At 46.8% G+C, this 18,895-nt stretch carries 12 protein-coding genes; 6 read left to right on the forward strand and 6 right to left on the reverse strand.

What is annotated here, in order from left to right; translation table 11 throughout:
- The first annotated feature begins 106 nt into the window (after window positions 1–106).
- Window positions 107–424 carry a WYL domain-containing protein gene (locus tag OP864_RS01870; RefSeq protein WP_002660158.1) on the forward strand — a complete coding sequence of 106 codons (318 nt, stop codon included), beginning with the start codon at window positions 107–109 and terminating at the stop codon, window positions 422–424.
- Between the two features lie 255 nt (window positions 425–679).
- Here OP864_RS01870 and OP864_RS01875 read toward each other — a convergent pair whose 3' ends face one another.
- Window positions 680–3,193 (reverse strand): DUF5686 and carboxypeptidase-like regulatory domain-containing protein, encoded by a 2,514-nt coding sequence (locus OP864_RS01875; protein ID WP_270099615.1) that lies wholly within the window; start codon window positions 3,191–3,193, stop codon window positions 680–682.
- Window positions 3,194–3,443: 250 nt separating this feature from the next.
- Here OP864_RS01875 and OP864_RS01880 point away from each other — a divergent pair, with 250 nt between their 5' ends.
- The 3 genes from OP864_RS01880 to OP864_RS01890 all read left to right on the forward strand — a co-directional run bounded on the left by OP864_RS01880 (window position 3,444) and on the right by OP864_RS01890 (window position 9,324).
- Window positions 3,444–4,337, forward strand: a complete 894-nt coding sequence (locus OP864_RS01880; RefSeq protein WP_270099616.1) for a hypothetical protein — start codon at window positions 3,444–3,446, stop codon at window positions 4,335–4,337.
- A 118-nt stretch (window positions 4,338–4,455) separates the two neighbouring features.
- Window positions 4,456–5,733 (forward strand): kynureninase, encoded by a 1,278-nt coding sequence (kynU, locus tag OP864_RS01885; RefSeq protein ID WP_270099617.1) that lies wholly within the window; start codon window positions 4,456–4,458, stop codon window positions 5,731–5,733.
- A 597-nt stretch (window positions 5,734–6,330) separates the two neighbouring features.
- Entirely contained in the window at window positions 6,331–9,324 is a 2,994-nt protein-coding gene (locus tag OP864_RS01890; RefSeq protein WP_270099618.1) for a T9SS-dependent choice-of-anchor J family protein, read from the forward strand.
- Window positions 9,325–9,405: 81 nt separating this feature from the next.
- Here OP864_RS01890 and OP864_RS01895 read toward each other — a convergent pair whose 3' ends face one another.
- Window positions 9,406–11,169, reverse strand: a complete 1,764-nt coding sequence (locus OP864_RS01895; protein ID WP_270099619.1) for a hypothetical protein — start codon at window positions 11,167–11,169, stop codon at window positions 9,406–9,408.
- 173 nt (window positions 11,170–11,342) lie between these two features.
- Here OP864_RS01895 and OP864_RS01900 point away from each other — a divergent pair, with 173 nt between their 5' ends.
- Entirely contained in the window at window positions 11,343–12,479 is a 1,137-nt protein-coding gene (locus OP864_RS01900; protein ID WP_270099620.1) for an NAD(P)/FAD-dependent oxidoreductase, read from the forward strand.
- A gap of 212 nt (window positions 12,480–12,691) precedes the next feature.
- On the opposite strand, the gene OP864_RS01905 is transcribed toward OP864_RS01900, so the two are convergent.
- The 3 genes from OP864_RS01905 to OP864_RS01915 all read right to left on the reverse strand — a co-directional run bounded on the left by OP864_RS01905 (window position 12,692) and on the right by OP864_RS01915 (window position 15,735).
- Window positions 12,692–13,699 (reverse strand): hypothetical protein, encoded by a 1,008-nt coding sequence (locus OP864_RS01905; RefSeq protein WP_270099621.1) that lies wholly within the window; start codon window positions 13,697–13,699, stop codon window positions 12,692–12,694.
- A 180-nt stretch (window positions 13,700–13,879) separates the two neighbouring features.
- Window positions 13,880–14,746, reverse strand: a complete 867-nt coding sequence (locus OP864_RS01910) for a peptidoglycan-binding domain-containing protein (RefSeq protein WP_270099622.1) — start codon at window positions 14,744–14,746, stop codon at window positions 13,880–13,882.
- A gap of 212 nt (window positions 14,747–14,958) precedes the next feature.
- Window positions 14,959–15,735: a hypothetical protein gene (locus tag OP864_RS01915; protein ID WP_270099623.1), complete on the reverse strand. Its 777-nt coding sequence runs from the start codon at window positions 15,733–15,735 to the stop codon at window positions 14,959–14,961.
- A gap of 211 nt (window positions 15,736–15,946) precedes the next feature.
- On the opposite strand from OP864_RS01915, the gene hemH reads away from it, so the two are divergent.
- A complete protein-coding gene (gene hemH, locus OP864_RS01920) occupies window positions 15,947–16,969 on the forward strand; it encodes a ferrochelatase (protein ID WP_270099624.1) in 1,023 nt (340 codons plus the stop codon).
- Window positions 16,970–17,449: 480 nt separating this feature from the next.
- Here the strand turns inward: hemH and OP864_RS01925 are convergent, their stop codons facing one another.
- Entirely contained in the window at window positions 17,450–18,784 is a 1,335-nt protein-coding gene (locus OP864_RS01925; protein WP_270099625.1) for a hypothetical protein, read from the reverse strand.
- Between the last annotated feature and the right edge of the window lie 111 nt (window positions 18,785–18,895).

An 18,895-nucleotide genomic window follows, 5' to 3' on the forward strand; every position in this document is an offset into this window, starting at 1 on the left:
GAGGGGCAAAAAAAGAGGGGCTTGAGGTCAATTATTTAAGCAAAAAGGTAACAAAATCAAGTTTTGTACGTAAAATAATTATATCATCATAAAAACGGCTAGACTTATGAAATCGAACACAGCACTTCATCTCAACCTACATCATGCAATTTCTCAGCAGCTGCTTGTTGCTTTTCGTTATAATGACCAAGATGATTGGCGAGTTGTGGAGCCCTTTTGTTTGGGTTTGACAAGAGCTAATAATTGGGGTTTGCGGGCATTTCAGCGTTCGGGGCCAGTGGGTTCAAAAACCAGTTGGAAGCTATTTAATTTGGATAAGGCGCAAGACTTGCGGGTATTGAGCCAGCAATTTTCGGCGGAGGTACGGGAGCAGTACCGAGTGGGCGACAAACAGATGCAGACTATTTTCCGTCAGTTATATTAGGATCAGCCCAGCTTTAGGGGCATAGAAAAAGGGACTCCCGAAGATATCGGGAGTCCCTTTTTGGTCCAATTGCAGCAGGATTGGGGCTGGCGCAGCCAGCCTGGCCGCAGGCCAAATGGCCCAGCGCTGCGCAGCCGTGGCCCGCAGGGCCAGACCAAAGCCGCCAAAGGCGGCTGCAGGGCCGAGCAGACCTGCGAGCGGCGCAGCATAGCGGCGGCCGCCCCAAATTGAAGGGCGGCCGCGGGCCCCAAATCCTTAGAAATAGAAACTTAGTGTAGCACGGACCGAGAATTTTTGGGCATCTTGATTATCGAAATAGCTGAGGCGCCAGAGGGCATCGACACGGATCACCTTAAAGATATTTTCGATACCGGCGCCGACTTCCATATAAGGGCCCTGGTTGAAGCTGCCGTAATAGGGGCCACCATTATCTTGATGATTTAGGGCATTGGCTTCTTGATTTTCTTGGCTCAGGCTGCCCCAGACGCCGCGGAAAAAGGCGACCTCTCTCCATTTTAGTTTGCGGATTAGGGGGATACGGTTGAGGAAAAAGCCATCGAAATGTTGGACCGCGCGGACGCCCACCCAAATATCGCTCACAAACTCGAAGCTATTCATGAGGTTATAGGATTCTGGATTATAGAAATAGGCCTCATTACCGGGGTGGCTTTCGAGTAAAAGATAAGGCAGGCGGCCAAAGACTTTTCCGCCTTCGATGCGGTAAGAAAACCAGCCTACAGGGCCAACATTGAACCAATGCGAGATTTCGGCGCTGATGCGATGATAATTGTATTTGCTGCCCAAAACGCCCTTGATACCGGCCAGATAAGAGAGCTCGATAATGGGGAATTCTGTCCCGATAGAAAGGTCGCTAAAATAGCTACGCAAAAGTTTTTCCTTATAGGCATAGCGAAACTTGAGGAGGATTTCGGTGGTCGTAACTGCCGTATCGATTTTTGTATAATCGTTGGCATCGGGATAATAGCGGAAATTGAAGCCTCTATCGGAGCGGCTAAAAATGGCTCCTTGCGGGATCATATTTCGGTGAATGACCGCTAGGCGATTGGAGAAGCCTCTTTTATAGGTATGTTGATAATAGGCCTTAAACTCCTTAACGGCCAGCATTTTGGCGGGCACATCTCGGCGGAGGAAGCCCGCAAAAAGGCCTTGACTGGGAGTTTGTTCGCTATTTCGGTTATCGAAAAGGACATCGTTAATATATTTTACGCCAACTTCTCTTCTTTTGAAGCGATTGAAAACATATTGGCCCTCTAGGCGGTACTTCCAGCGTTTATCGCCAAAGCCGTAGGCCCCATAACCGTAGAGGCGCAACTTTTTGGAGAACTGCGGGCCTGTTCCGACACCAAAGCCCAGGCGGATTCCTTCAATATCATTATAATTAAAGACAGAGCCATAAGGGCCGAGGTAGACTGGGCCGACCTCTAGGAAGCCCGTAGAGATGGTAGACAGGAGCTTGGCAGCCGTTTGATAAATGGGGACTGTTTTGATACTATCGACCATTTTATAGACCGCTTTTTCGTTATCCGTCAACTTTTCGTGTCGTTGTTCGGACCAGAAGCTATCGGCTTTTTCTAGGGCGATATAATCTATATCCTCGGGATCTACCTTTTTATAGGTTTTCTCTAATTCTTCTTGGCCAATTTGAAAATCCTTATACATCAGAGTTTTTCGACCGATGACCCCCATCATCTTTTCTCGTTTTTTGCTGAGGGCAAAATCGATCACTGTTTTTTCCTTATAGGGCAGCCAGATGCTGTCTTGCTGTTTATATTCGGCATAAATGAGCAGGCGATTGACCAGATTGACATTTACGTCCTCGCTCATTCTCATATTGACGATTTCGAGGCCATAATTTTCTACAGAGACCCAGAAGTCGCCATAGAACGTATTTTCGCCTCGGCGTTTGGGTTTAAACTTGAGCTTATAGGACCATTCGTCTTCGATATGAGTAGAATCGATAATATAATACTCATAGAAAAAGAGGCCATTATTGGCAAAGGGGCTAATAAACTCCTTACCGAGGACCGTAATATAATTATCGTAGAGATCGAACTCATCGTGCATTTGGCCAATAAAATCCACCACCGTTGAATTTTCTACCCCGGAGACCTTTTGGGCCTTGAGCAGTTCTTTTTTGCCCTTGCCATTTACATAAAAGACATCATAAATTCGCTCGGCCACATAGGCGGGCAAAAAGGGTTTGACATCGGAGGTAGAGTCGATATTTTCGAAAATAAACTGCAGATCCTTAAACAAAGGGCTATCCTTCATTTTGGGATCAATATTATTGAGGTCCAATTCGGTTTTAGAATAGCACTCCACCTGATAATTATCAAAGTTTTTGCGCTTATTGCGCTCCTTATTGGCCACAATGCGTCGGACCACCTCATTAGCGGGATTTTCTCCGGCCAGCACCATGACCGTTTCTAGTTCTACAGAGCTACTTTTTAGGCGAAAATTGATGGAGAGTTCTGTCTGCGTCTTATCGATTCGCTTCATCAGATTATCGTAACCCACCGAGGCTGCCATAATCGTATCGCTGGGTAGGTTGGCCAGTTCCATTTCGATGCGGTACTTGCCCTCCACATCAGAGGTGACTCCCATGGGGATATCGCCAGGAATAAATACACTACAAAAGGGGACACCTTCTTCGGTATCATCATCAATTACCTGCCCTGTAATGAGTATTTTCTGGGCCATCAGGAGGGGGGCCCAAGCCAAAAAGGCAAGAAGAAAAAGATTACGCATAAATAAATCTTAGGGTTTAGTCAAAAACGACTTTCTAATTTAGCGAAAAAATGGGCTTAGCGAAGAAGTTAAATGGACATAATGCTTTTTTGTACCGCCCAAGCCAGATTTTTTTCCGATTAGTCCGTAACAGAGCTGCTAAATTGGAGTTTTAGAAAATAGCCAGCAAAGGGCGGCGTCAAATTCCCCATTTGGCCCTATCTTTGAATTTTTCATTTTGTTTTTCTTAACACGCTTAAACAAATACCCTATGCGTAATCTCCTTCTGCTTTGCCTTAGCCTTTTCTTGGTCGAGGCCGCCTATGCACAACCTCAGAAGCTAGTAGATCAGCTTAAAAACCGAGAAGAAATTAGTTTTATGGGCCGTAGCAGCTTCTCGATGAAGCAAAATTCGGGGCCAGAGCTGGTCAAGAGTTTGGCCTTTAAGCTACATGAGTCTTTGGTCAAAAAAGAGCTAAAGAACATCAGTTCTGCGGGCCTACCTAATTCTCCAGATCCAGCGCAGTGGATGGCAGCTTATCCGCAGCGGGATGATGAGGTCTTTTCTTTTAACCCCACAACAATGGAAGAAGAAAAGCATGAAGCCAAGACCGAAGTAAAGCCCACAGATTTTAATGACTTTAATATTTTGGCCTTGATCGCCTACAACAAAAAGACGCATCAATTTGAGTACTACCCCTATGCGATTCGTCCTGTTTTAGCGGCTGCTGAAGGCGTAAATTACAGCCCTATTCAGATTGATATTGCTCAGGGGAGCATGGTCCAAAACCAAAAGCGCCGCATGAGTTTTTCGGGCCAAATTGATGGACTAAATGCAGAAATTGAAATCATAGAATATAAAGGCAAAGATATGGGCCTAGGCGATGTCTTGCAGGACCAAATCGGGGCCTTAGAGCAGCTATCGATCAAAAGCCTAGCGGGTAAAGAGATGGATCAGGAAGGTCGTTTGGTCCTCCAAAAAGAAATTAAATTGGCGGGGGGTGTAGCCAGCCTTGACCCAGCTAGCATGCAAGAAAAGCTGATGTATCAAGTGGCGCCTCAAATTATCCTTGATTTTAGCCGTGGGGTCTTCTACAGCAAAAACCAATCGGTCAAAATCCAACATATTGAAAAAGAAGAATTAGGCTATTGCCTACCCTTCTAAACTGGGCCATGACAGCCCTAGAGAGCGCCTCCAAGAATATTGGGGGCGCTTTTGTTTTGCCCTGAATAAAGCGTAACTTCAGGCCTAAAGATCAAACTCCTTTAAAAAAACATATCTAATGCAAGAGGTACAATTTGAAGATGCTTTGGACTATGCCAAAGCCCAGGATGTCAGTGATCCCCTAGCGCATTTTCGCCCCCAATTTCATTTCCCTAAACAGGCAGATGGAAGCCCTATTATTTATCTTTGCGGCAATTCTTTGGGCCTACAGCCCCGCCTTGCTCAGCAGCTGATGCAAGACGAAATGGAGGTCTGGAAAGAATTGGCCGTAGAGGGCCACTTTAAGGCCGAGCGCCCTTGGATGACCTACCATGAAGAGTTTAGCCGACAGCTTTCTCCTATTGTGGGGGCCTTGCCCAAAGAGATTACCGTCATGAACACCCTAAGCGTCAATTTGCACCTCATGATGGTCTCTTTTTATCGGCCCACAAAAAGCCGCTACAAAATTGTGATCGAGGGTGGGGCCTTTCCTTCGGATAAATATGCCGTAGATTCGCAGCTGCGTTTTCATGGCATTGACCCTCAGGATGGCTTGATTCAGCTACGCCCTCGTATGGGCGAAGACCATCTGCGGACCGAAGATATTTTGCAGGCCTTGGAGCGAGAAAAGGACAGTATTGCCTTGGTCATGCTTAGCGGAATCAACTATTATACGGGCCAGTGTTTTGATATGCAGTCCATTACGAAAAAAGGCCATGAAATTGGGGCTATGGTGGGCTTTGATTTGGCCCATGCTGCGGGTAATGTCCGCCTTCAGTTGCATGATTGGGGGATGGATTTTGCCGTTTGGTGCCACTACAAATACCTCAACTCGGGCCCTGGCTGCATTGCTGGCGCCTTTGTGCATGAGCGCCACCTCAACCGCAAGGATTTGCCTCGTTTTGAGGGTTGGTGGGGCCACCACAAAGAGAGCCGATTCAAAATGCCCGCTACTTTTGAGCCTGCCCCCAATGCCGATGCTTGGCAAATTAGCAATGCGCCCATTTTGGCCATGGTGCCTATGCGGGCTTCTTTGGCCCTCTTCAATGAGGCGGGCATGGACCGTTTGCTGGCCAAGAGCAAAAAACTAACGGCCTATCTGGAGTTCCTGCTCAATCAGCTGCCCACCGACCGCATCCGTATCCTGACGCCCAAAGCCCCCAAGGACCGAGGCGCTCAGCTCTCTATTCAGGTAAAAGGGGCCGACCGCAGCCTCTTTGATGATTTGGTCAAAAATGGCGTGATTGGTGACTGGCGAGAGCCCGATGTGATTCGCATTTCTCCCGCGCCCATCTACAACTCTTTTGAGGATGTTTACCAGATGGTGCAGATTCTAAAAAAATGTCTGCAGCTCTAGTTGCTGCTTTTTGATTTATTGTTTTGGGGCCCGCGGCCGCCTTGGCTTTGCCAAGGCGGCCGCCGCTATGCTGCGGGGCTCACAGGTCTGTTCGGCCCTTCGTTTTTTTTCGCTATGCTCAAAAAAACTCGGTCTGGCCTGCGGCCACCCCTGCGCAGCGCTGGGCCGCTCATCCAATGAGTAAGCTCTAAATTACCCGCTTCGGCCCTTTAAATTTAATGCGTATTAGAGGACCAAAGGGCCGAAGCCGACTATTTTGCGCAGGCTTTGCAGAGGAGCGGATGAGCGCTGCGGAGCGGGTGGCCCGAAGGGCCAGACCAAAGGCAGGCTTTGCCTGCCTGCAGGGCCGAGCAGACCTGCGAGCCCCGCAGCATAGCGACCCGAGCGAAGCGAGGGACAGCCCCAAGATTAAGCACAAAAACTAGCAGATAGTGACAATCAACAAGGTAACTTATAGGCCTATAAAATAAATTAACAATTCATTAACTACCAGAATGCGACTAATCTGCTCGTCTTTCTATTAAAATAAAGCTTATTTTTGAAGTTAATTTTTTCTAACCGCTAAGCAGTTCACTACTGCTTACTATCTAATTTCATATGCAAAAACTATCGATTCAAATTTTCATGCTGTTTTGCTTGAGTCTTTTGAGCTTCTCGGTTTCGGCCCAGTTGACAGAAGATTTTGAGGGCAGCATTCCGCCTACGGGTTGGGCCATTTTTGATAATGGCAATGGGACCGCCCAATCTTGGCAGGCCTCTACGACCTCCAATACGGGAGCCCAAGCGGCTTATGTCCGTTATGAGTATGTAACGACAGGAACCGCAGTAGACTGGATGGTCACGCCTTTGGTAAATATTACGGCTGGGGCTAGCGACTTGGCCTTTTATCAGCGCCAATTTTATGGCTCGGATTATGGGACCATTTATACCATTCGGGTATCTACCACATCTCAGACCGACACCACTACTTTTACGACCATTGACACCCAATCGGAGCTTGATTTTGGAACTAGCTACACCCCTAAGTTAGTAGATCTTAGCGCCTATATTGGCCAATCTGTTTATGTGGCTTTTGTGATGGAGCAAGACGGTGGCGACAACTGGTATATTGATGATTTGAGCATTGGAGCGCCTCCCTGTTTGGATCCTTCTGCGGTAACGGCCAGCAACATTACAGCCAACTCGGCAGATATTAGCTTTAATGCCAATGGCGCGCCTCAGGCAGAGGTGGCCCTAGTGGCAGCAGGAGCTGCGGCCCCTACTTCAGGAACGGTAACAAGCAGCAACCCCTTTAGCGCTACGGGTCTGGCTGATGGAAGCAGCTATGACATTTATGTCCGTGGCCTTTGTAGCGGTGGTGGCAACTCTAACTGGGTAGGTCCAATTAGCTTTACCACCTCTTGCTTGGGCGTACAAGGCGATATGGCCAATGATGCTTTTGTCATTAGCACGCCTAACTTTAACCAAGCTGGAGCGACTGACTCTTGCTATACGAATACGGTGGGCAATAGCTCGGCAGACGTATGGTTTCAGTATGTAATTCCCAGTTGTACCGACTCGCTTTACATTGCTTTGGATAGCTCTGACTTTGACACTTACCTCCGTGTTTTTGGGGCCGATACAACTACCTCTTTGGCCGTAAATGATGATGGTGGAGCGGGAGCTACCTCTCGCCTAGCATTGAGCATTTTGAACAATGCCAACTTTAATTCTGGCGACACGATTTATATTGTAGTAGAAGGCTTTAGCGGCAATGAAGGAAACTACGTCCTTGATGTACAAGCCACCACAAGCAGCTCTCCTGCTGGAGATTGGGCCAATACGGCTATTGGCATCAGTGCGCTTCCTTTTGTGGCCAACAATGCCACTAGTTGCTACAGCAATACGGCTGGCCAAGCCGCTGCTGACGTTTGGTTTGAGTACATTGTTGAAGACTGTCTAGACTCTATTCTCATCTCTTTGGCAGGCTCTGACTATGATTCTTACCTAAACATCTATGCCGCCGATAGCAGCACGATTCTGTTTAGCAATGACAATGGCGCAGGCAACAATAATGCAGCCTTGAACATTGCGGTTGGGGCAAGCATCAATAGTGGCGACACCATTTATATTTTGGTAGAAGGTGCGGGCACTGCTAGCGGAAACTTCCAGCTAGATGTACAGCCTGTATTTGCTTCTCTTGCCGGAAACACCATCCAGCAGGCTATTAGCTTCAATAGCTTCCCCTTTAGCAATTCTGGAGCAACCACAGGTTGTTACCAAAACACGATTGGAAACAGCTCTGCGGATGTATGGTTCCAGCATGTACTAGACAACTGTACAGATACTCTATTCATCAGCTTGGATAGCTCTGACTTTGATACTTATCTCCGTGTTTATGCGGCTGATGGAACTACTCAGTTGGATTACAATGATGATGGTGGACAAGGAACTACCTCTTACCTCCTTCTCGATATTGTTAATGATCCTAACTATAATGGAGGAGATACCATCTATATCTTGGTAGAAGGTTATGGTTCTAGCACGGGGAACTACGGACTCAACATTGATGCGGTACGTTGTGATCCTGCAGTTAGCGCCACCGTAGTGGTGAATGGTCTACAGACGACTTACTGTAATGCCAACAACATTCCTAGTCCACAAATGGTCATCTACAATGGTGGAAACAGCGACTTGGCCATGGTTCCTTATACCGTGACGCTAAGCACCCTACCCTTTACGATTGCTGTAGACACAGCCTACAACATTCCTATGGATGATTCTGTAGTGATTAGTCTACCTGCCTTCCCTTCTGCTTCTGGAAACGGAATCTTTGAGGTGAGCATTGATGTTCCTGGCGATTATGACCTCAGTGATAATGTCTATACTCAGGTATTGGCGATTTCTAATACGGTTTCTACGGTTTCTGCTGTAGATGTAGCTTGTCATGGAGATGCAAACGGTAGTGCTACGGCTATGGGCCAAGCGGGTATTGCCCCTTACAGCTATATTTGGGATGCCAATGCGGGCAGCCAAACTACGGCTACAGCTACAGGCCTCAATGCCGGAACTTATAATGTGACCATTACAGATAGCATTGGCTGTGGCACACAAAATAGCGTTCAAATTACGGAGCCTACAATTTTGACCGTAGATGCAGTCAATAATAATGATGGTACCGCTACGGCCAGCGTTTCTGGTGGAGTAGCTAGCTATAGCTACGATTGGTCTAATGGCTCAACTACTGCTACAATTCAGGGGGCAGGACTACAAACTGTTATTGTTACCGATGCCAACGGTTGCTCGGCTAGCGATACGGTTACTATTGTTGTAGCCGTTACGGGCATTGAAGGATTGGAGCAAATGAGCATTTTCCCCAATCCGGCTCAAGATTATGTAAACCTTAGCTTTGAGTTGACGGAAAGCCGTCAGCTTCAGCTACAATTGGTAGCCCTAAATGGCCAAGTGGTTTATACCCAAAGCCTAAATGTTGTTGGGCAGCAAAACTTGCGCATCAATACGCAAGAGCTTGCTCCTGCTATGTATATGCTCCGCATCATTGATGAAAAGAGCCGTACGCAGCATACCGAGCCTATCGTTATTCAGCGATAAGCAGCTCACTCATTTAGCGATTAAATGAGTAGCATAAAGTTGGCCCCCAAGACAAAATGTCTTGGGGGCCTTTTTTTATTTTTATTGGCGCCAAACTGGCTCCACCTCTCTCAAATTGGGTTTTACATAAACATCATCAATTTTGTCAATAATTTTGGGGAGCAAACCTTTGACTAAATTTTGCCGCTTTTCATTCCAATGTGCGGCCGCTTTTTCAAATTCCTTAGATTTTTCGTCCTTCATCCAGTCTTCCCAGGGGTTGCTTCGGCCCTCTAGGGTTTGGCGCAAGCCCTCAAAGAGGTTTTTAAAGAGCATGCTCGCCAGGCGGTAGCGCTCTAAGAGCGCGTCTACCTCTTGGATTTTGGCCGAAATGGCCTTGATCTGCTCTTCTTTTTCTTCCTTATTGGTCGAAAACTTAAGGAGCTGCTCAAAATGCTTGTCTACGGCCTGGCTCAATTGTTTCATGGCCCCTTTTTCATTATCTAGTACCTGATGGATAAAATCGGCATCTTGGGCCAATTCGGGATCCACCAAAGCAATATATTCGGCCAGTAGTTCTTCGGCGTCTTGGCTGAGGGCCCGCATCCGCAAATTGACATTTTTCCAACTATTAGAATGATGGTCCAAAGAGGCATACTCGGCCTCTACAATAGAAAAGAAAGCCGAAAAATGCCGATACTTCTTCTGCCCCGTTTGGATCAAAGAATCATTTTTGGCCTGTATAGCAGGGTCCAATTGGTAGACCTTTACATCATGCTTACCTCTCAGGCCATCCAAACGGACATTTTCCAAAACGACTTCCTTAAAGGGTTTGTACTTGGCCTCAATATTGGCTCGGCTAAATAAGCTAGAAAAGACGCCCTTAAAGCTGTTAATCACACTTTTTAGCTTACCCCCAGTTAAAATATTGCCTACATCGGCCGCAAAATTGAGCACCTTGCCCGCTCTAGACCTTCCCTTTACCAAGTCGGTATTATACTGTTGTCTTTGCAGCTCAAACTCCGCTTGCAAATCCTTGATATAATCTTTTTGCGCCAAATCGGATAGGTCTTGCATGCTGCCCAACCAGTCGTCAAATTCTTTATAGGCCAAGGGATTGGCCATTTCGCTGCGCTCATGAAAAATATCATAAATTTGTAGCGAGATATCTATATGGCCCACATAATTATAAACATTGCCAATAGTTTGCACCTCGCTATAGTAAATATCCTTTAGCCGCCTAGCCGATTTGGCATAGCTCTGATGCTCTGCTTTGCGGATACTCTCCAAAATATTTTCTTCAATCTTGACTTTCTCCACTTCTAAAATCCGAGAGGTTTGTATCCGATTAAAGTCAGTTTGTGACAATTCTTCTAGCTCAATATTGTCGATCAGTAGCTCCCCAGATTCATAGTCCTGAATGCTCATTTTCACTCGGCTCAAATTGCTCAGATCTAGCTCATCTAACTGAATAGGATTGGGAAAGCAAATGCTGCTATTGCTCTTGATGTCTTGGCTGCTATACTCCGACCATTTTTTATCTTCTTCAGAATAATAGCTGTACACCATCCGAAAACCTCGGCCGACGCTCACATTTTGTACCCGATAATCAAAGCGCAAGCTCCCAATTCCATAGGGCGATTCGGGCAAGCGCAGCTCTAAACTAGCGCCATTGCCCAAAAGCAAAAGCGCCGGATTATCGGCCTGACAGCCAGAGGGAATAATGGCCGCAGAGCCCTGACAATGCAGGCCCTTGACCTTTTCTAGATCTTCTATGGTATCAAAGTTTTCCGTCAAAAGCAGCTTTTGGGCCTTCAGGCTGCTCAGGCTTAAAAGGAACAAACAGAATAAGATGTTTTTCTTCATTTTTAGTATCTTGATTTTTTGGGGCCTCCCGCCTTCGGCGGGCGCTACGTTCCGCAGCTCGCTGTTCGCTCGGCCCTGCGCCGCTTTCAGCGGCTGGGTCTGGCCTGAGGGCCACTGCTGCACATCGCTAGGCCAAAGGCGTCCTTCCTTGCGAGCCATTTAAAAGATAATTTATGCTAAGTTTCTGGGAGAAAGAACAATTTTTCGCACCGCAGGACATCGTCATTGTTGGTGCAGGTTTAGTAGGACTAAATGCGGCCCTAAAATTAAGGCAGCTCCGGCCAAAAGCTAAAATATTGGTCCTAGAAAAAGGACTTTTGCCTGCTGGGGCCAGTAGTCGAAATGCAGGTTTTGCATGTTTTGGCAGCCCTGGCGAGCTCTATGAGGACCTTAAATCGCATAGTTGGGCAGAACTAGAGGAGCTTTTATATCAACGTTATTTGGGCCTGCGTTTATTGCGAGAAACCCTAGACGATCAAAATATCGCCTATCAGGGCGGGGGCAGCCTAGAACTCTTTAGGGCCGAAGAAGAGGCCCAATATCAGGCTATTTTGGACCAACTGCCCAGCTTTAACAAGCGCTTGGCTCCCCTTTTTGAGGGCCGATCGCTATTTAGTCCCTTGGCCAAAGATGCGCTAAAAAAAGAAGGTTTGCAAAATTTTTCTAGGGCTTTAGAGAATAGCTTAGAGGGCCAAATAGATACGGGGAAAATGATGCGGACCTTGGTCCAGAGAGTAGAAATGGCAGGCATTAGTATTCGTTGGGGGGCCGAGCTTTTGGATTGGGAACAAGGGGCTAGGGGGCTTTGTTTAAATCTTCGTTTTGGTCCAGAACAACTAAGACTATACAGCCAGCAGCTCTTAATTTGCAACAATGGCTTTGGTCCTCGCCTATTGCCTGATTTGGCTCTACAGCCAGCTCGGAACCAAGTAATTTTGAGCGAGCGCATTCCCAATTTGGCCCTAAAGCGGCCCTGCCATGCTCAGGCGGGCTATGTTTATTTTCGGCCCATAGCTGGGCGGATATTACTGGGTGGTGGGCGACATCTGGACCCTATTGGAGAAACTACCGATGAACTAGGGCAAACGGCAAAGATTCAGGACTTTTTAGCCGATTATTTAGAGAACGTATTGGGCCAAAAAGTAGGCATTAGCCAAAGTTGGTCGGGAATACTGGGCGTAGGGCCACAGAAAAAGCCCCTTTTGGGCCAAAGCGAAGCAGGGGTATATTATGCCCTGCGTTTGGGGGGAATGGGCGTAGCCTTGGGCAGTTTATTGGGCCAAAAAGCGGCTAACTTATTAAGTCAATAGTCTGCATTTGCGGTTTGCAGGGCGCAAAGCGCCCGCAGGCCTAGCGATGTGCAGCAGTGGCCGTCAGGCCAGACCCAGCCGCTTTCAGCGGCGCAGGGCCGAGCGAACAGCGAGCTGCGAAACGTAGCGGCCGCCGCAGGCGGCAGGCCCCAAAATAAAAACAGCCTACAAAATCAATTGCAGGCTATTTTTTTATTTCAGTAGAGCTGGCATTAAGTAATATCCATCCAGAGTTCGCCAGTTTTGATAACGTGGATAGCCCAAACGAGGACCACAGAAATGACTAGGCCGAGGGCGGCCTTACCGATATCGCGGAAAACCATGCGGTGCATATTGCCATCGGCCCGGCCTTCTACGGCAATGCGGATACCATATTCGCGGCCAGCGAGCAGGCCCAAAAAGACCCAAGTGGTACTCATGGGTACGCGGTTGAGCTCTTTAAAAAAGTAGAGCACCACCCCATAAATACAGTCTACAAAAGTGGCTGAGCGGATATCGCTAGTATTTGTTTTTGACTTAATAATACCTTGGATAGCGCCTCCTTGTTTCTTGAAAATATAGCCTAGAAGGAGTAAGAGCCAGCCGAGGCTAAGCGTCATTTCTAGGGCGCTAATTTGGCGGGGGAGGTAGACATAAATATTGGCAAAATCTTGAATTAGCCATTGGGTCCAGAGAAAACCCGTAGAGCCCCACTGCAGAACGGTCCAGAAAATCTGGCTCTTCTTGCTAATTTCGGGGTTGCGCAAAAAGTAGCGCTCCGTAAATCGAGAAACCAGCAAGTAGAAAACCAGGCCTGTCCCGAAGGCGACGCCATAGCCAATTAGAGATTTAATAATCATGGGCGTGAGCCCTTTGGGGAGAAAAAAAGTAAGGATCAGGAAAGAGGTACTAACGGGGATGCCTAGGCGGGTAACAACTAAAAGGACTAGCGGTGGGAGGATATACCACCAGCTCATATCTTGGATAAAGGGGTATTTGGGGTTGTCTAAGCTAAATTTATCGGGGTCTCCGATTAGGCGGCCGTAAGAAACGTCTCCGCCATGCGTGTACCAGCCGTAAAGAAGAGTGACAGTAAGAATACCGCCAGCGAATAGCCAAAGGACCCACCAGGGGCGCTTTTCATTAGAGCTGATAAATGTTCCAAGGGTTTGGATAACATCATTGCCGATGACCGAGTAGGCCGCTAGGGCAAAGCCGAGATAGATGTATATTTCTGGCATTTTGTGATATAGATTAGTGCATCAAAAAGTCTTTGGCTTTAGGAGGCTCAAAATGCAATAATAATTTAGCGGCTAAGGGAATAAAAGCATTAAGTAATTGTTAATTTGATTAGCCTAAAAAAAAACTTAGCCAGCCTTTTAAGCTAGCTAAGTTTTCTAATTTCCTATGTGACTTTGGTCCTAGTAATCTACACTAATTAGTGGTCGTCTTTCTAGGCCCAATTTATCTATAGTTGCCTGAGAGAGTTCGCCTTCTTCAGGGTTGATGCCATAATCTTTTTGGAACTGGCGGAGGAAGCGGCGGGTGGCCTCATCATAGTCTCCGGTTTTGGGTAATTTATAGCCGAGCTTGCGCAAAGCCTCTTGAATTTCGTAGGCGGTGGGGGCATTAAATACGCCAAAGGGGCAGACAACTTCCTGCCAGCTTTGCCATTGGCCTGGGGGCAAATAACGCAATTTTTCGCCAGCTTTGAGACTGGGTCTACCAGCAGATTCTGGAATAATTTCGATACGGCTTTTTTGCTTTAGGGTTTGTCTTTCGACCAACTCATAGACTGCGGGGATGATATGATCGGTACGGCTAGTATCCAAAATATCTTTGAAGGGATAAAAGCGGGTATTGACCACCTTATATTCTGGGGCCAATTTGACCAAGCAAGCGGCCACCTTATGTTTAGGTTCTTCATCTTGGCGGCAAATTTCGGAGACATCGGCGGGTCTCCACTCAGAAACGGGTTCTCGGAGTGTTAGAATTTCTGTACTCATAAAATAGTTGGTCGTATCGAAATTGCCGTTTAGGGCTGGCGAGACGAGAATACTATCTTGGGTCGTTTCGTATTTGGCGGGAACAAACTTGAGGTAATAGCCTTCATTTAGGTCATAGCTTTCTTCGCTATTTGCATTAGCCAAGCCAATGAAGTAAGTTTTGCCCAATTCAGCTTGTTTTCTTAGGCTTTCAAAGATATCTTGAGTTTGTGCCTGTATGCTTACCGTAACTAGAAAGCTAGTCAAGAAAAATATGTAAGTGTGTAGAGATAATTGCCCCATAAGCCTGCGGATTAAACGTATAGTGTTGGTCGAGAAGTTGGATGTCTGTTTGCGAGAACATTTTCTGAGGGAATTGGGGAGTATATCTTGTTCTTAGCAGTTTAACATAGTCGATTTCTTCTTAAGATCGACAGTTTAAAATCTTATTTATCGTATAAATATAATGAAACTAGGATTTTATCAGTTCATTTCCTTTAGATAAATTCGACGAACTAATTGATTTTTTCAAGGAAACTGATCCAATGCTTGCGCTCTTGGGCTGTTTTGGCCTTTCTGAGCAAGCGGGCGGCCAGCTGCCGACAAGGCGCTATGACTTCTTGTTTGGAGGCTCCATAAAGTTGGGCCTTCAAGAAATAGTCTAGGGCTTCTTCTTGCTGCTCTAATGCCATATAGGTTTGAGCGAGGGCTAATACCAGCTCTTTTTTTGCTTTTGTGACAAGCATTTTTTCTAAGATAGCAATCTTTTCTAAACTAGCCGGCATCTTTTCTATTTCGGTCAAAGATAAGGCCGTTCTTAACTTTTCTTTGAACAGTCGTTGAAAATTTTCTGTTAGTTTTTCTTTTCTTTTATGTTGACTACTACAAAAGAAAGAAATTTCTTCGCTAATGGATAGGCGAAAGAGCAGTTCTTGGCTGTCTAGGGGTTCTTGTTCTTGCAGCATAAAGAGGTAGGCAATATAAAGCAGGGCCGTTTGTTTTTTAAAGGCCTCTAGGGCTGCTATTTGCTCGGCCCAACTGGCTTGTTTTCCTTTTTCTAGTAGTGGCCATAGTGGGTTGGCTTCGGCTAGTTCGATAAAAGGGGCTTGGGCCAAACGGCTTTGCATCAGGGCACAATCTCCCAGAAAGCGAAGTGCCAACAGATTGGGCGGCTGCTGCTCCTCCCCTTCCCATATATATAGACTGCTGGCCTTTAGTAGAGCGGCCAAACAAGAGAGGTAATCTGCCGAGTCATAATGATGTGCCGCCTTTTGGGCCACTGCATAAAACATCTGCCAATAGTTTGAGCATCTAGAGTAATAGAAGTCCCTAAAGATAGAAAACTAAATGCCTCAAAAGCTATAAACTGAGGAAAAGCCCTGCAAAAAAAGAAATAATGATTAAGTTTGCAGCGCTTTTTTGGGCCTTTTGTTAAACAAAACAGTCCTTGCACCGCTTTATAGGTACATTTATTATTTTCACGACGATCTGAAGGAACAACTTATGGCTTTAGCCGGAAAAACAGGGGTTTTGCTTGTAAACTTGGGGACACCCGATGCCCCAACTAGAGGGGCTGTTTATCGCTACCTCAAAGAATTTTTATTGGATGGGCGGGTAATTGACATTAACCCTATTGCCCGAAATATTTTGGTCCGTGGCATTATTGCGCCTTTTCGCTCTGGCGCTTCGGCCAAGTTGTATCAAGAGCTCTGGACCGATGAGGGCTCGCCCCTAAAGGTTTTTGGCTATTTTCTCCAAGAGGAGGTCCAAAAACAATTGGGCGATGATTATATCGTAGAACTGGGGATGCGCTACCAAAATCCCTCTATCAAGTCGGCCCTCGATAAACTGATGGCCCAACAAATTAGCCGGCTAGTGGTGCTGCCGCTCTTTCCCCAATATGCCTCGGCCACTACGGGCTCGGTGCATGATGAGGTGATGCGTTTGCTCCGGCAAGAGCAAATTATTCCCGAAATTAGCTTTATCAATTCTTATCACGATCATCCCAAAATGATTGCCGCCTTTGTGGCCCGCGCCCAAGAACACAATATTGAGGACTATGATCATGTGCTCTTTTCTTATCATGGGCTGCCCAAACGCCAACTCGTCAAGGCCGACCGCTGCAACCACTGTATGAAAACAGCAGATTGCTGCGAAACGCTCAGCATTAAGAACCAACATTGTTATAGTGCCCAATGTTTTGATACTAGCCGCGCTATTGCCGAAGCCCTAAATTTGCCCAAGGAAAAATATAGCAATTGCTTTCAGTCTCGCCTTGGCCGAGACCCCTGGCTGGAGCCCTATACTAGCGATTTGCTCAAGGAACGCTATGAAAAAGGCGACCGCAAGATTCTGGTCTTTTGTCCCGCCTTTGTGGCCGATTGCCTAGAAACTACTATCGAAATCTCTGAGGAATATGCCGAGGAGTTTGAAGAAATGGGGGGCGAACATCTCCAACTGTTAGAAGGCCTGAATGATCACCCGCTTTGGGTGGAGGCTGTGGTGGAGCTGATCCAAGAAGCTTAAATAAGAAATGTCCCTAGCAGTTGCTGTTTGGGACATTTTTTTTGGGCCTCCGCAGCAAAGCTGCGGCGCTAGTTTGATTCATGAGGGTTTCAACCCTCATTTATATATAATCGCAAAGCGATACCACAGTTGCTGTGGGTTTTAACCTACAGTAAAACAGCCAGATCGCTAGGCCGAAGAGGACAGGCCCCAAGGGCCTGCGAAAACTACAATAAAAGCGCCTGTATAAAAAATGGCCCAAACGCCCCTAAGGGATTCCTTAAGGAATCCCGCAGAGGGGTGGGTGGGCGGGTCATATTAGCGAATGAGGAGCGCAGCGACGAATACCGCTTTTTATGCAGTCCTACAGGCCCGAAGGGCCGCAGGCTGAGGGATAGTAGGCAGTGGCCCACAGGGCCAGACCAAGGAGCGTAGCGACGCAGGGCCGAGCGAGCAGCGAGCTGCCGCATAACCCGACCCGAGCGAAGCGAGGGGCAGCCCCTAACCCTCAATTTCTAAAAGCTCTATTTGATAATCGGCTATCTCCTTGGCATTTTTTAAGGCCGTTTTGATTTGATAGGCCTTAATATAAGAATAGCGATTACTCAATGGCGAGTCTTTAGGGCCAATCAGCAGCAGCTCCTGCTTATCTATAGGCTGGCCGAGCTGATCTAGATAGATAATATTTGCCTTTAACTTTTGAATGGATTGGCTGGCCGACTGCTTGAGGCGCAAACTCAACTGATGATAAACAGAGTTGGAAAATTGATTATAGCTTAATTCACTAGCCACAGCCTCCGCCTTAAAGAAATACTTTTGGTTTAGCTTTTCGGGAAAAACCTTTAGGGATTTGGGCAGCATTGAGCTGAAGGTTTCCTTAATATTGACCAACTCTAGCTCCAACAAAATCTCTGTAACAGGAGGTGGGTCGCCATAGGCCTGATGCAGCTCTTGAATGGCCACATAATCGCCCATTTGGGCTCCTTTTGGAATATCAAAAGTGAGTGGGCTGCTCCAGAGCTTCTCGCCGTTTTGGTCCAAATAATGCACCCAAGCCACTACGCTCCCACTGCCCGAACTCAGGAGCTTGAAATAGCCCTTTAGATAATAGCTAAACTCCTTTTCCTCTGCCCGATAGATCGTTTCTAGCTCAGCAGACAAGCCCACAATCTCGCCATCTCCGGCAATCATACTGCCTTTTTCCCAACGGCTAGAAATCGACTGGCTGCTGCCGCTATAGGCTTCTCTTACGACCACTTCTGGAATCCCTTCTCGCTCTATTTCGCTTTCGCTGCTGTAGCCAGGCATTAGGACCAGGTAGGCAATAAGCACTCCCAAGACAATGGATAAGGAAACAAAAGCATTGATTCTTTTTTGCCTTTTGTCTTCTTCCTTTTTAGGGCGGCTTGGAGCAGGCCGTCCCAAATCAAAGTTAGGGGCCGCATTTTGGGCCCTAAAGGGCCTTTCTTCTTCTTTTAACTGTACCAAAAGCTGCATAGCTCTTTGGTCTTCTGGATTGAGCTGTAGCTGTCGCTGCGCCCATAACTTCACGGCCTTTTGGTCCGAACTATTTCCCTTTTCTTGAAAACAAATCAGATGCGCTTGGGCCATCAAGAGGGCGAGGTCTTCTCCCTGAGGGCGAATCAAGCGAGCCTGCTGCAGCTCCAACAAGGCCTCCTCTCCTAAGTCATGCTGAATATAGCCTTTGGCCCTACCGATAAAATCTTGGTAGGCCCCTTCTAATTTATCCCAATCCGTATAACTCAGGCCCATAGAAAGGCCCAGCTCTTTATATTCTTCTTGGCTAAAGCTTTCTTCCTCAATGCGGTTTTGCATTTGTTTTAGCTGCTCGAGCAAAGATTTTATTTGGGGATCCTGCATAAAAAATGGGAAATTCAGTGAACAATTTGGTCAAATCGTGATAGACGTCACCTTTTTTAAAAATAG

Origin of the sequence: Saprospira grandis, from assembly GCF_027594745.1 — a bacterium.
GTDB lineage: Bacteria > Bacteroidota > Bacteroidia > Chitinophagales > Saprospiraceae > Saprospira > Saprospira grandis.

Excerpts from the sequence above, each read along its gene's own strand:
- OP864_RS01875 (WP_270099615.1), bottom strand. The coding sequence starts at position 3,193 with ATGCGTAATCTTTTTCTTCTTGCCTTTTTGGCTTGGGCCCCCCTCCTG.
- OP864_RS01905 (WP_270099621.1), bottom strand. The coding sequence starts at position 13,699 with ATGCCAGAAATATACATCTATCTCGGCTTTGCCCTAGCGGCCTACTCG.
- hemH (WP_270099624.1), top strand. The coding sequence starts at position 15,947 with ATGGCTTTAGCCGGAAAAACAGGGGTTTTGCTTGTAAACTTGGGGACA.
- OP864_RS01895 (WP_270099619.1), bottom strand. The coding sequence starts at position 11,169 with ATGAAGAAAAACATCTTATTCTGTTTGTTCCTTTTAAGCCTGAGCAGC.
- OP864_RS01910 (WP_270099622.1), bottom strand. The coding sequence starts at position 14,746 with ATGGGGCAATTATCTCTACACACTTACATATTTTTCTTGACTAGCTTT.
- kynU (WP_270099617.1), top strand. The coding sequence starts at position 4,456 with ATGCAAGAGGTACAATTTGAAGATGCTTTGGACTATGCCAAAGCCCAG.
- OP864_RS01880 (WP_270099616.1), top strand. The coding sequence starts at position 3,444 with ATGCGTAATCTCCTTCTGCTTTGCCTTAGCCTTTTCTTGGTCGAGGCC.
- OP864_RS01900 (WP_270099620.1), top strand. The coding sequence starts at position 11,343 with ATGCTAAGTTTCTGGGAGAAAGAACAATTTTTCGCACCGCAGGACATC.
- OP864_RS01890 (WP_270099618.1), top strand. The coding sequence starts at position 6,331 with ATGCAAAAACTATCGATTCAAATTTTCATGCTGTTTTGCTTGAGTCTT.
- OP864_RS01915 (WP_270099623.1), bottom strand. The coding sequence starts at position 15,735 with ATGTTTTATGCAGTGGCCCAAAAGGCGGCACATCATTATGACTCGGCA.
- OP864_RS01870 (WP_002660158.1), top strand. The coding sequence starts at position 107 with ATGAAATCGAACACAGCACTTCATCTCAACCTACATCATGCAATTTCT.
- OP864_RS01925 (WP_270099625.1), bottom strand. The coding sequence starts at position 18,784 with ATGCAAAACCGCATTGAGGAAGAAAGCTTTAGCCAAGAAGAATATAAA.